This window comes from Cellulomonas septica (assembly GCF_012396155.1).
Taxonomy (GTDB): domain Bacteria; phylum Actinomycetota; class Actinomycetes; order Actinomycetales; family Cellulomonadaceae; genus Cellulomonas; species Cellulomonas septica.
In genome coordinates, this window is the sequence record NZ_JAAXOY010000025.1 from 1 (window position 1) to 13,357 (window position 13,357).

Here is a 13,357-nt window from a genome sequence, read left to right on the forward strand (position 1 = left end):
CTTCCCTCCGCCGACCGCCGCCCGGCCCCGTGCCCCACCGGCCGCCGGCTCTACGCACCGTTGCTGACCGCCCGGCCCGTCGCCCGCAGAGCACCGCCCGGTCCCCGACCCACTGACCACCGGCCCTACGCACCGTTGCTGGCCGGCCGGCCCGTCGCCCGCAGAGCACCGCCCGGTCCCCGACCCACTGACCACCGGCCCTGCACACCGTTGCCGACCGCCCGGACATGCCACCGGCGGCCGGACCAATCCCCCGCTGAGCAACGCCCAACTCCGCGCCGCTGGCCGGTACGACGGCACCGCTGTCGACCCCCTGGGACCGCCCTGGTCCCCTTTCAGCCCGATTCGCGCGCCGGGAGCCCAAGTCCTTCGTCCCGCGCCCTTCGTCCCGCCTGGTCCGACGTCCGTCCCGCGCCCTGCGTCTTGCTCTCTCCGGCCAATGCCCTGCGCCTTGCGCGTGCGGCACGCTTCCGGGTGAGCCCACGGTGACACGCGCCGGTCGTGTCTCGGAATGCGGAGCTCGCTGCTTCGCGGGGCGATAGGCGGTCGCGTGCTGCGACTCGCGGAGCGCGGCGCTCACGGCAGATGGCACACCGCGGCACCACACGGGTCACGGGCGAGACACCAGGTCGGACGCTGGCACGCCTTGGCCGGGCCGGACCGAGGGGTCGGCATCCCAGTTCGGGGCTCGGACGACGAGGGGCCGAGACACCTTGCGGCGCCCACGTCAGGCCCCCGAGCAGCACGTCGGGCTCGTCGACGGTCTCGACGAGCCCGGCCCCCGACCTTCGAGACTCCATCTAGAGGCCCCGCGCGGCCGCCGGCCACCGCGCTGATGTGCGGACGAGCGACACGCCTGGTGGCCCGTTTGCCGGCGGCGTTTCACGTGAAACATCGGCGCTGCCCGCGCGCCGACACCACCGCTCCCCCGCGCCTGCTGGACGACGTCGGCAGCCATGAGCCAAGGACGCCCTCGCGGCGCACGAGCGAGCGCCGCCCGTCGGCACGCCTGACACCACCCGTGCAGATGCGCCACTACGCACGATGGCACCCTGTCGATCCGTTGCCCGGCTGCCGTCGCGACACGCATCACCGCGCTCGTCGGGCCGAGCGGAGCGCGTCCACCTCGTTCTTCGCAGGGCGCTCACCGCTTTACCACTCGACGGCTGTCGAGCTTCCTGCGTTTGCCGTCGACGACCGCCCGCGGATCCTCCGACGCGCGCATCGCACGGGTGCCGTTGGCGCCAAGGGAAGCGATTCGGTTCCGCATGTGTCCGCTGGTGTGCGTGACACGCTCGGACGTTTCGAACCTAGGTCGAACCGCACCGCTCGAATGAAGCCATGACCGCCCCGGTGATTCGTCGGTACTCGAGCTCCTGGTCGCGTCCGACGAAGCAAGGATCGCCTCTGCCCGGTCGGGGCACCCGTCGCCAGGACGGCCGCCTGTCTGATCGCGAAGGAACTAGATGGCGTGGTTTCACGTGAAACGGATCGCGCGTTGACTTCGACTGGTAAGTCCGGCGTCCGCCGCATCCACGTGCGTCCATCGGGGCGCCTGGGCCGGCAGCCCTCCGCCCAGCGAGCGGCGTCCAGGCTCCAGCAGTCCGTGAGACCGAGCGGCAACGCGTCGGGATCGAGCGGACTCGCACCATCTCGCGAGCGTCGCCAAGCAGAGACCGTCAGCCGTCAACCACCCACGCGTCCGCAGACCTACGGCGAACCCAACGTCTCGCCCCAGCGACCGTCGACGGCAGCACATCGCAACCCCTGAGACGAGTACTCCTGCGAGGCCGCTCTCATGCTCTTAAACGACGTGCTCCCCTACTCCGATTCACTCTCCCCGTTAGCGCCCGGTCGAATCCGCCATTTCTAGCGCGCTGCCATCTGCTGCCGCACGGCACCTACCGATTCGAGCTTCGGCTGCCGGCCATGGCCTACATGGCATCCTTCGCCATGCGCAGATCTGACGCCTGAACTACCTGCCAGCCGCGCCACCGCGGTTCGTGGGGCATGCCAGCGACAGGCATCTCGCGCGGTGTACGTGTTTTCGGTCCCGTTCCACGGGGCGTGCTATCGCTGGCGGACCAGCCATGTCGCACCAAGCCGCGCCAGCCCATTCGCGCGCGGCCTGTTGCGGCCGGCCCGTCTCGCAGTTCGCTCGGGCATGGACGCGTCGCTCAAACACGCGAGCCAGCCACCACGGAGTTCTCGTCGTGGACCACGTGGCGCACTCGATGGACGAGAGCACAGCTTCCGGCGATACCGACGCCCGCTACCCCCGGCCTCCGGCCCTCACCAGGTAGCGCGGTCCTCCGACGCGTGATCGACCGGGCCGCCTCAGCGCCCAGAGGCGTCCCGGCGCGATGCACCGCCTGAGCGGCGTCCACCTCGTGGGTCAGGCGCGGATCCGGGCAGTTCGTCGTCCCGATTGAGCCGGCCGCTCCATCCGGGCGCGCACTGATCAACGCAGCTACCCGCGTGCGCGGATCTCTCGCGCTCGGGAGACGTCCCGCCTCGCGACGGCCAGACCCTCGCTCGTGAAGTCTTCTCGTACCCGAAGTCCCGTCGTGCCCGGGCCTGGTCGTGCCGCGCGGCCCGAGTGGCCCCGTCAGGCCGGTCCGTCCGGTAGTGCCTTGCGCCGTCGGACCACGAGGTCGAGGAAGCCCTCCGTCTGTGTCGACCTGCGTCGACCGAACCGGAGGGGGCGACCGTCTCGTCAGACGCCGCTCGTCCAAGCGGCCTTCACGAACTCTGCCGGTTTCACGTGAAACGCCGAACTGGCGAGAGGTCGCGCCCGTTCGTGGACGACCCGGACCGGACGCCGCGGCTGCGACGAGACCTACCAACGCGACGACCGGGGCCATCACCGGTCCCCGAACCGCTGAAAGCCACAAGCCTGCAGGCTTGATCGGATTCTCCCCAAGAGAACCATTGAGGCGGACGTGGGCGCCCCGATGGCCGTCACGCGCCGCCGATGAGGTGCCTCCATGACAGTTTGCTGCCTCACGGCCGCGATCTGGCCGCTGCTCGCGGCTGCTTACCTCGAGCGAGGTTCCCCATCAACAGCGACGGCGCCTCAACAGCAACGGCGCCCGGGCACGTGGCCTCCGGAGACGCTGGCACACTCGACCGTGAGTGCGGGGACCATGCCGAACGACGACCGAGCTTCTCGGTCCCGGCCGCCTCCACCGATGGTTCGCCCGGAGAGGTCGCTCCCAGGAGGGTCGCTGCTACTCACCCATGAGTGCGCGAGGTCGGTGTCGAGCCGGGAGATTCGATGCTGGGGCGGGGGTAGCTGCGCGTCGACTTGCGACCACTGCCGCCATCACCGCAACGGCCTGCGTCGACTCCGGCGTGCATGAGGGACGGCGACCACCACAACGGCGGCGACGACGACGGTGACGGTTGCAGAGCCGGCGTCGGCGGCGACTGCCGTGGTGACGGCGTCGGCGACGGGGCCGGCGTGGGCGCGAGCGACGGCGTCAGCGACGGGGCCGGCGTCGGCGCGAGCGACGGCGACGGCGGCGCCGCCCACACTCGAGGACTTCGACCCACGCGCCGCCCAGCACCGGCTCGGACGCGCGCGAGTTCGGCCGCGTCGAGTTCGGGCCCACCGCGCAGCTCCGGTTCACGACCAGCCTTGTGGAGCCATCCGTCTGCCCTGCAGCGATTCAGACTGGTGAAGACTCGCCTGCGATGAACCCGGATATCGCGCGCCCGGCCCACGGAACACCGTGGACTGGGGAGCACACCTCGCCCGGCGACGTTCCCGGTTGGGCGCCTGGAACAGATCGACGACTGTCCGAGACCAGGCACGTGGCTCGCTTCGGGCGCCCGGACCGCCACTGAGCTGCCTCAACATGGCCTCCGTCTCAGAACGAGGCCGAGCCCACGACCCAGTCCGGCGGTGACGCTTGAGCGAGGGGTACGGCAGGCGCGCATCCCACCTCTAGCTCGGCTGACCACGACTAACCCGCGCGCCCCCTAGCGCCGCGCTGACGAGAGAAACAGGGCCTCACAGAGATGTGTCTGGAGCAAACCATGTCGCACGCGACCCGAGTACACGTGTGATCCGCGCCTGCGCGGCATAGGCCACGGCGCCGCATCTGCTCGTCACGTCACTGAGCGCCCGCGCTGCACAGGGCACCGGCATGCACAGGTTCCGTGCACGATCACGCGTGCTTCACCGCGGGGCCCTCTTGGCGCGTAGCCCATCGCCCATCGCCCATCGCCCGTAGCCCGTAGCCCGTGACCCGTGACCCGTGGCGCGTGGCCCGTGGCGCGTGGCGCGTGGCGCGTGGCGCGTGGCGCGTGGCGCGTGGCGCGTGGCGCGTGGCAGATCATCGTCGACGTCCACGCTGACGCCCCGACGAGCGGGGGTGCGAAGCCCGCTCGTTTCACGTGAAACACCGACTGCGCGAGGGCTGAGCGCTGCTGGCATGACGAGTGCCGCTAGGCGTCGAGGGGCACGGGTGACGAGTGCCGCTAGGCGTCGAAGGCACGGGTGACGCAGATGCGCTCAGCCGACGGGCGCGTGTTTCACGTGAAACTGGTGCCGTCGTGTCGACGAGAGCCAGGACGAGGGCGTCACGTGTTCGCGCCACTTCGGCTTCCCGTCCCCCACTCGAACCACCGCCCCTCGATCACTGCTCGACAAAGCAGGTCCGCACGCCGAACAGGCCCGAGACAGCGACGAGGGCGGGGCGACCGAAGTCACCCCGCCCTCCAACGATCTCCCCCGAATCAGGCCGGGCGGATCACCACGTGCCGGTCGGGCTCGACGCCCTCGGAGTCGCTCGAGAGCCCCGCAGCGGCCACGGCGTCGTGGACGACCTTCCGCTCGAACGGGTTCATGGCCGTCAGGGCAACGGGTGCACCCGACGTCTTGACCCGCGCGATCGCGTCCTCCGCGACGCCGACGAGCTCGGTACGACGAGCCGCCCGGAACCCGGCGACGTCGAGCATGAGGCGGCTGCGCTCCCCCGTCTTCGTCTGCACGGCGAGGCGCGTCAGCTCCTGCAGGGCGTCGAGCACCTCGCCGTCACGGCCGGCGAGACGCCGCAGCGAGCGGTCCTCCGGGTCCTCGGAGACGATCTCGACAGCGGCACGACCGTGGTCGATGTCGATGTCGATGTCACCGTCGAGGTCGGCGATGTCGAGGAGCTCCTCGAGGTAGTCCGCGGCGATCTCGCCCTCTTCCTCGAGGCGCTTGGTGCTGGTGGACTCGACCGCTTCGTCGGGCGAGCTCGGGCTCATGAGGTCTCTCCGATCGTCGACAGGATTGTCGGCTGGGGTGGGTGGACGGGTTCTACGACCGCGTCGGGCTGTCGGGGCCGGCACCGTCGCCGCCCGCACCGCCCTGCGCGTCGCGAGAGGACTGCGTGCGAGAAGCACCGCCGCCGCTGGGCTTGGTGCCGCCGGACTTGGCGGGGCCGGTCTTGCCCGCGCCGGGCTTCGCACCGCCGGACTTGGCCGGGCCGGACGTGGGGGCGCCGCCCTTCGGCTGGCCACCCTTGGGCGCAGCGCCCTTCGCGCTCCCACCGGCGGAGGGTGCGGTCGTCCCGCTGCCGGTCACGGAGCTCGACGACGACGACGTCGCGGCGTCCTCGCTGCCGGAGCCCGCTCCTGCCGGAGAGCCCGGGGCGCCTGCGACGCCCTTGGCCCGGTCCTTCCGCTTGGGCTGCTGACGCTGGCCCCGCGGCTTCTCCTCGATGACGGCGGTCGAGGTGGTCGGCTCCTCGAGCGTGATCCCACGGGCGGCGGCGCGGCGCGCCTTGCGCTCCTTCATCAGGCGCTCGGCCTCGGAGCCCGGCGCCGGCATGCGGCGGATCGTGTAGAACTGCTGGCCCATCGACCAGAGGTTCGTGGTGGTCCAGTAGATGAGGACACCGATGGGGAAGTTGACGCCGGAGAACGCGAAGATCAGCGGCAGGACGTAGAGGAGCACCTTCTGCTGCTGCGCCATCGGGCCCTGCAGCGCGGCGGGCGGCATGTTCTTCATGGTCAGCTGGCGCTGCGTGAGGAAGGTGGTCGCGGACATCGCGATGATGAGGACGACGGTCACGACGCGGATGTGCCAGTTGTCGCCGGCGGTCATGAACGTGCCGGACAGCGGGGCTCCGAAGATGGTGGCCGCCTCGGCCTGAGCGGCGAGCTCGGGCGTCATGGGACCGATGGGGTCGTAGGTGCCGGCGGCGATGCGCGGCAGCTCGATGAGCACCCGGAACAGGGCGAAGAAGATCGGCGACTGGAGCAGGATCGGCAGGCACGACGCGAACGGGTTCGTGCCGTGCTTGCGGTAGAGCTCCATCGTCTCGCGGCTCATCGCCTCACGGGACGCGGGGTCGGTCTTCCCCTTGTACTTCTTCTGGATCGCCTGCATCTCGGGCGCGAGCAGCTGCATGCCGCGCGACGCCTTGATCTGCTTGAAGAACAGCGGGATCAGCAGGATCCGGATCACGATCACGAGACCGACGATCGACAGGCCCCATGCAGCGCCGCTCTCGGGGTCGAGCCCGAGGGTCGTGAACAGGGCGTGGAACTGGACCATGATCCAGGCCACGACGGTCATGATCGGACTGAGCAGTCCGTCGAACCACGACATCCGGGGGCTCCTCGGAGGGGATCAGTGCGTGGACGGAGCCACGTCAGGGTGACGGTGAAGACGGTGGTGGTGGTGCGAAGGGCGCGCCGGTGGAACGTCGTCGACGCCCCCCGGGTTCCACGGGTGGCACCGCAGCAGGCGCCGCGCGGCGAGCCACGAGCCGCGGAGCAGCCCGTGCCGCGTGACGGCGATGACGGCGTACTGCGAGCACGACGGGTAGAAGCGGCAGGTCGGCGGCGTCATCGGGGAGATGAAACGCTGGTACCCGCGCAGGAGGAGCAGCACGAGCTGTGCCGGCAGACGCACGGCACCACGCACCACGGATCGCCAGGTCATGGGGCGACTACGCCTGAGCCGTGCGCGACGTGAGGCGCCGCGTCGCGGTGGCGAGCGCGGAGTCGAGGTCCGCCCCCAGCCGCGCGTACTCGGCGGTCGCTGCGGGAGGGAGCGCCCGGACGACGAGTCCCGTGTCAGCGGGGAGCGCGTCGAGGCGGGCCCGGACGAGCTCCCGCAGGCGTCGCTTGACGAGGTTGCGGCGGACCGCCGTGCCCACGGCCTTGGACACGACAAGACCGACCACGGGACCGTCGGGTCCTGGGTCGGTCTTGGTCGTCAGGTGCACCACGAGGGTGTCCCGGCCGCTGCGCGCACCACGGCGCACCGCCTGCTCGAAGTCGGCAGCGCGGCGCATCCGGTGCGCGGCGGGCAGCACCGGCGCTGGCGTCAGGCCGAGAGCTCCGCGCGACCCTTGCGGCGACGGGCCGCGAGGATCGCGCGACCCGCGCGGGTGCGCATGCGCAGACGGAAGCCATGCGTCTTGGCGCGGCGCCGGTTGTTCGGCTGGAACGTGCGCTTGCTCACGAGAGTCTCCACTACATCCGGGTTGGGCCCCGCGCGTGGGCGCGTGACCTGGGTCTGTCTGCCGAGCTCGACTGCTCCAAGGACACGCACGCGGCGTGTGGCGTCAGGGCGCGCCAGCAGGAGCCATCAGGAAGGCTGGACAACGGTACGCCGCGTCGTCGCGGCCGGTCAAATGGGCGGGAGCGCCACGTCTGCCTGCCGGGAGCCTACCTGGACACCTGGTGAGGTCACCCGGCAGGACGCCTCCCCCGGCGCGTCGTCGGGGGCTAGCATCGTTCGTCGTCGCCGTGCCTGTGGACGTCGGGGACCCTCCCGTGTGGAGAGGTCGATCTCGACGAGCCGCTGTCGGCGCACCACGGCCCGGCGTCGTGCCGTCAGGACGGGTGCGAGGCGACCGCGCACAGGTGTGGACAAGTATGTGGACAACGGGGGCCGTGCGAGACTCGACCACTCCACGATCGATCAGCTGAGGTAGGACGTTGTCACAGGACGAAGAGCTCGCCCGGGTCTGGGGCCACGTCGTCGCGACCCTCGAGGCGAGCCCCGACATCACGCCGCGGCAGATCGCCTTCGTCCGCCTCGCACGTCCGCTCGGGCTGCTCGACGGCACGTTGCTGCTGGCGGTGGGCAACGACCTGACGAAGGACTACCTCGAGACGCGCGTGCGCTCGGAGGTCACGGACGCCCTGTCGGACGCCCTCGACCGCGAGGCGCGCTTCGCGATCACGGTCGACCCGGAGCTCGCGAGCGACACCACCCCGTCGCTGCGCGTCGTCCCTCCCGCTCCCCCGGCTCCGCTCGACCGCAACGACGGGTCGCCGCACCGTGAGGACGGCTCGGACGAGGTCTCCGACCGCAGCGACCGCCCGGACCTGTCCGTGGTGCACGGGGGCCAGGACGACGACGGCCCCGGGCCTGGCCGCGTCGCGATCGACGACCGTCCGCTGCCGTCGGGCCGCAAGCAGGCGTCGGAGCCGGCGCGGCTCAACCCGAAGTACCAGTTCGAGACGTTCGTCATCGGTTCGTCGAACCGCTTCGCCCACGCGGCCGCGGTCGCCGTGGCCGAGGCGCCGGCCAAGGCGTACAACCCGCTGTTCATCTACGGCGACTCGGGCCTCGGCAAGACGCACCTGCTGCACGCGATCGGGCACTACGCCTACAACCTGTACCCCAGCGTCCGGGTGCGGTACGTGAACTCGGAGGAGTTCACGAACGACTTCATCAACTCGATCTCCGAGGGCAAGGCGGGCGCGTTCCAGCGGCGCTACCGCGAGGTCGACGTGCTCCTCATCGACGACATCCAGTTCCTGCAGGGCAAGGAACAGACGATGGAGGAGTTCTTCCACACGTTCAACACGCTGCACAACGCGAACAAGCAGGTCGTGATCACGTCCGACCTGCCGCCCAAGCAGCTGAACGGCTTCGAGGACCGCATGCGGTCGCGGTTCGAGTGGGGCCTCATCACCGACGTCCAGCCGCCGGACCTCGAGACGCGCATCGCGATCCTGAGGAAGAAGGCCGGCAGCGAGCGGCTGCAGGCGCCGCCGGACGTCCTCGAGTACATCGCGAGCAAGATCTCGACGAACATCCGTGAGCTCGAGGGCGCGCTGATCCGCGTGACCGCGTTCGCGAACCTCAACCGCCAGCAGGTCGACCTGTCGCTCGCGGAGATCGTCCTCAAGGACCTCATCACCGACGAGCAGACCGCCGAGATCACCGCCACGCAGGTGATCGGCCAGACGGCCGCGTACTTCGGGCTGTCGATCGACGACCTGTGCGGCTCGAGCCGCTCGCGCGTGCTGGTGACGGCCCGACAGATCGCGATGTACCTGTGCCGCGAGCTCACGGACCTGTCGCTGCCGAAGATCGGCCAGGCGTTCGGGGGTCGTGACCACACGACGGTCATGCACGCGAACCGCAAGATCCGCGAGCTCATGGCCGAGCGCCGGTCGATCTACAACCAGGTCACCGAGCTGACGAACCGCATCAAGCAGCAGAGCCGGGGCTGATCCGTCCCACCTGTCCGGTTCGTGGGGGATCCGTCCTCACGGTTGTCCACAGTTTCCACAGGGGGCTGGGGATGTTTGTGACGCTGTTCACCCGATCAGATCAGTCGCCGCGACCAACGCGCCGAACCATGCCCTGACCTGCGCCTTCGTCCCGTGCCCGGACCGCCCGACACGCACCCCCGCCGACGAGCGATGAGACAAGTCTCATCGTCGAATCGATGCGACAGCCTTGACCGGAACCCTCACGTTCCGGATGAAACATGCATGGGACGAATGTTCACACCTGTGCACACACCTGTGGACGACGGTGGACGACACGCCACGACGCTGTGGAGGACACCGTGCTCGTCCGTGGACGCCGCAAGGCCTTCTCCGGCACGTCCACCGGCGTCCACCGGAGCACCGGTACGGCACCCACAGCACGTCCACACGGCCTCGACGGGCTGACCTGCACCGACGGTCACGATCCACACCGTGCACACGACCGATGACGACGACGAGACTTCTCTCTGCTGATGATCCACACACCGCCGAAAGCTGACGGCGGCCGGCCGGGACGCCGATCGGCACGATCGACGGCCGGCGCGCGCAGCACGCCCGGAGAACCTGTCGTCCACACCCTCCACGGACCTGTACCGAGCGTCGGACCTCTCGCGTAGTGTTCGCGTGATGCCACGGACAGGCCGTGTCGTGCGTGCGACCAGTGCGCTCACGACGGCCCACCGGCGTCGACGCACGAGCGCCCCACGCCGGAACCGTGCGACGACGCCCCGGGCAGCACTCGAACGACGAAGAGGTGACACATGAGGTTCCGGGTCGACCGTGACGTCCTCGCCGACGCGGTCACGTGGACGGCTCGCAGCCTGCCCACCCGACCGCCGGTCCCCGTGCTCGCGGGCGTCCGCATCGAGGCCGACACGACCGGGACGATCCAGCTGTCGAGCTTCGACTACGAGGTCTCGGCGCGCTCGCAGATCCCGGCCGACGTCTCCGAGCCGGGCACGGTCCTCGTCTCGGGCCGTCTGCTCGCGGAGATCTCCCGCGCCCTGCCCGACAAGCCCGTGGACGTCGTCCTCGACGGCACCAAGGTCGTCGTCACCTGCGGCGCGAGCCGCTTCACGCTCCTCACCATGCCGGTCGAGGACTACCCGAACCTGCCGTCCATGCCGGCCACGGCGGGGACGGTCGACGGCGACGAGCTCACGCACGCCGTCGCGCAGGTCTCGGTCGCCGCGAGCCGCGACGACACCCTGCCGCTCCTCACGGGCGTGCGCGTCGAGATCGAGGGCGAGAAGGTCACGCTGCTCGCGACCGACCGCTACCGCCTCGCGCTCCGCGAGCTCACGTGGAAGCCGTCGTCGCCCGACATCTCGACGGTCGCGCTGGTGCGCGCGCGCACGCTCTCCGACGCCGCGAAGTCGCTGGGCAGCGCGGGCTCCGTCACGGTCGCGCTGTCGACGGGCGCCGGCGTGGACCTCATCGGGTTCGAGGCCGGCGGCCGCCAGACGACGAGCCTGCTCGTCGACGGCGACTACCCCGCCGTCCGCCGCCTGTTCCCCGACGAGACCCCGATCCACGCGATCGTCTCGACGCACGCGCTCGCCGAGGCCGCGAAGCGTGTCGCGCTCGTCGCGGAGCGCAACACCCCGATCCGGCTGGCGTTCTCGCAGGGCCAGGTCGTGCTCGACGCGGGTCAGGGCGACGACGCGCAGGCGTCCGAGGCGCTCGAGGCGACTTTGGTCGGTGACGACATCACGGTCGCGTTCAACCCGCAGTTCCTGCTCGACGGCCTGGGCGCGCTCGACACGACCTTCGTCCGGCTGTCGTTCACGCACCCGAACAAGCCGGTCGAGTTCACGGGCCAGGAGTCGCTGGACGGCGACGACAAGCAGGAGTACCGCTACCTGCTCGTCCCGATCCGGTTCGCGAGCTGACGCGTCGCCGTCGACCCGACGGCCGCGGGAGCGGACCGCGGGACGGTGCGGCAGAGTGACCGGTGGACGCCGGTCGGCGAGGTCCGGGACACCGGGAGAGGCGAGGGGTCATGCACATCGGTCTGGTCGGTCTGGGCAAGATGGGCGCGAACATGCGGGAACGCATCCGCGCCGCGGGCATCGAGGTCACGGGGTACGACCGCAACCCTGACGTGACGGACGTGCCCTCGCTCGAGGCGCTCGTCGAGGCGCTGCCGGCGGGCGAGCGCGTGGTCTGGGTCATGGTGCCGTCGGGTGCGATCACCGACGCGGTCATCCGCGACCTCGGCGGCCTGCTGACCAGCGGCGACGTGGTCATCGACGGCGGCAACTCGTACTACCAGGACGACCAGCCGCACGCGGACCTGCTCGCCGAGAAGGGCGTCGGCTTCCTCGACGTCGGCGTCTCGGGCGGTGTGTGGGGCCTCAAGAACGGCTACGGCCTCATGGTCGGCGGTGACGCGGACCTGGTCGCGCGCGTGCTGCCGGTCTTCGACGCGCTGCGGCCCGAGGGCCCGCGCGAGGAGGGGTTCGTGCACGCCGGTGCGATCGGCGCGGGCCACTTCGCGAAGATGGTGCACAACGGCATCGAGTACGGCCTCATGCAGGCGTACGCGGAGGGCTACGAGCTCCTGGCCGCGAAGGACCTGGTCACGGACGTGCACGGCACGGTCAAGGCGTGGCGTCGCGGCACGGTCGTGCGGTCCTGGCTGCTCGACCTGCTGGTCGAGGCGCTCGAGGCCGACCCGTCCTTCGGCGAGATCGACGACTGGGTCGAGGACTCGGGCGAGGGCCGGTGGACGGTCGACGAGGCGATCGACCTCGCCGTGCCGGCCCCGGTGATCTCGGCGGCGCTGTTCGCGCGGTTCGCGTCCCGGCAGGAGGAGTCGCCCGCGATGAAGGCCGTCGCCGCGCTCCGTCAGCAGTTCGGCGGGCACGCGGTGAAGCCCGCGGGCACGACGGGCCCGATCAGCGACACGACGCCGGTCCCCGACGCGGCCGTCCCGCCGCAGGCCTGACGACCGGCTCGACCAGCTCCGCGAGCGGCCCCCCGTCGCCGCGCGAGCGAGCCCGGCCCCGGTGCCCGACGGTGCCGACGTCCCGGGTGCCTGACCAGCCTCACCACGACGAAGAGACCTGATGTACGTCGCCCACCTGTCGCTCACCGACTTCCGCTCCTACGCGCAGGTCGAGCTCCCCCTCGACGCGGGCATCACCGCGCTCGTCGGGCCGAACGGGCAGGGCAAGACGAACCTCGTCGAGGCGATCGGGTACGTCGCGACGCTCGGCAGCCACCGGGTCCCGTCGGACGCGGCGCTCGTCCGCTCGGGTGCGGGCCGCGCGGTCGTGCGGACCCGTGTCGTGCGCGAGCTCGAGCCGGGGCACCCGCGCGCGACGCTGGTCGAGGTCGAGGTGACGCCGGGCAAGGCCAACCGGGCCCGGGTCAACGGCGGTTCGCCGGGCCGGGCACGCGACATCCTCGGCATCCTGCGCACGGTGCTGTTCGCGCCGGAGGACCTGTCCCTGGTGAAGGGCGACCCGGACGGCCGGCGACGGTTCCTCGACGACCTGCTGGTGCAGCTCGTCCCCCGGTTCGCGGGCACCGTGCAGGACTACGAGCGGGTGCTGCGGCAGCGGTCGGCGCTGCTCAAGACGGCCGGCTCGGCGACGCGGGGCGGACGCGGCACGGCGGACCTGCGGACGCTCGACGTCTGGGACGCGAAGCTCGCGCAGACCGGCGCGGAGCTCGTGGTGGCCCGACGCGCGCTGGTCGCGGCCCTCGCCCCGCACGTCGCGGCGTCGTACGCGCAGGTCAGCGCGGGTCAGGGCGAGGCGGTCGTCACGTACCGGGCGAGCCTGGACGCGGCGCTCGCCGAGGAGGGGCGCGGACGGGCGGGCGACGGCACGAG

General features: G+C 71.0%; 9 protein-coding genes. 4 read left to right on the plus strand and 5 right to left on the minus strand.

Features of this window, described 5'->3' with window-relative positions:
• Positions 1-4,743: 4,743 nt before the first annotated feature.
• Genes HGA02_RS02480 through rpmH form a run of 5 tightly spaced genes read right to left on the minus strand, consistent with a single transcriptional unit; the run spans position 4,744 to position 7,465 of the window.
• Complete coding sequence (locus HGA02_RS02480) at positions 4,744-5,256, minus strand: Jag family protein (RefSeq protein WP_162353543.1); 513 nt, start codon at positions 5,254-5,256, stop codon at positions 4,744-4,746.
• Positions 5,257-5,308: 52 nt separating this feature from the next.
• Entirely contained in the window at positions 5,309-6,604 is a 1,296-nt protein-coding gene (gene yidC, locus HGA02_RS02485; RefSeq protein ID WP_168677208.1) for a membrane protein insertase YidC, read from the minus strand.
• Between the two features lie 21 nt (positions 6,605-6,625).
• A complete protein-coding gene (gene yidD / locus HGA02_RS02490; RefSeq protein WP_168677210.1) occupies positions 6,626-6,940 on the minus strand; it encodes a membrane protein insertion efficiency factor YidD in 315 nt (104 codons plus the stop codon).
• Positions 6,941-6,947: 7 nt separating this feature from the next.
• Positions 6,948-7,316 carry a ribonuclease P protein component gene (gene rnpA / locus HGA02_RS02495; protein WP_168677213.1) on the minus strand — a complete coding sequence of 123 codons (369 nt, stop codon included), beginning with the start codon at positions 7,314-7,316 and terminating at the stop codon, positions 6,948-6,950.
• A gap of 11 nt (positions 7,317-7,327) precedes the next feature.
• On the minus strand, positions 7,328-7,465 hold the full coding sequence (gene rpmH / locus HGA02_RS02500; protein WP_010849920.1) for a 50S ribosomal protein L34: 138 nt from the start codon (positions 7,463-7,465) through the stop codon (positions 7,328-7,330).
• Between the two features lie 479 nt (positions 7,466-7,944).
• On the opposite strand from rpmH, the gene dnaA reads away from it, so the two are divergent.
• From dnaA to recF, 4 genes are all read left to right on the plus strand, one after another.
• Positions 7,945-9,474 carry a chromosomal replication initiator protein DnaA gene (gene dnaA / locus HGA02_RS02505; protein ID WP_168677215.1) on the plus strand — a complete coding sequence of 510 codons (1,530 nt, stop codon included), beginning with the start codon at positions 7,945-7,947 and terminating at the stop codon, positions 9,472-9,474.
• Between the two features lie 803 nt (positions 9,475-10,277).
• Positions 10,278-11,408, plus strand: coding sequence for a DNA polymerase III subunit beta (gene dnaN / locus HGA02_RS02510; RefSeq protein ID WP_168677217.1), 1,131 nt, complete (start codon positions 10,278-10,280; stop codon positions 11,406-11,408).
• A 110-nt stretch (positions 11,409-11,518) separates the two neighbouring features.
• A complete protein-coding gene (gene gnd, locus HGA02_RS02515; protein WP_168677221.1) occupies positions 11,519-12,466 on the plus strand; it encodes a phosphogluconate dehydrogenase (NAD(+)-dependent, decarboxylating) in 948 nt (315 codons plus the stop codon).
• A 121-nt stretch (positions 12,467-12,587) separates the two neighbouring features.
• Positions 12,588-13,357: DNA replication/repair protein RecF (gene recF, locus HGA02_RS02520; RefSeq protein WP_168677224.1), on the plus strand; the 770-nt coding region annotated here is incomplete at its 3' end.

Coding starts and splice junctions, on each gene's coding strand:
- dnaN (WP_168677217.1), top strand. CDS start 10,278: ATGAGGTTCCGGGTCGACCGTGACGTCCTCGCCGACGCGGTCACGTGG.
- gnd (WP_168677221.1), top strand. CDS start 11,519: ATGCACATCGGTCTGGTCGGTCTGGGCAAGATGGGCGCGAACATGCGG.
- yidC (WP_168677208.1), bottom strand. CDS start 6,604: ATGTCGTGGTTCGACGGACTGCTCAGTCCGATCATGACCGTCGTGGCC.
- HGA02_RS02480 (WP_162353543.1), bottom strand. CDS start 5,256: ATGAGCCCGAGCTCGCCCGACGAAGCGGTCGAGTCCACCAGCACCAAG.
- yidD (WP_168677210.1), bottom strand. CDS start 6,940: ATGACCTGGCGATCCGTGGTGCGTGGTGCCGTGCGTCTGCCGGCACAG.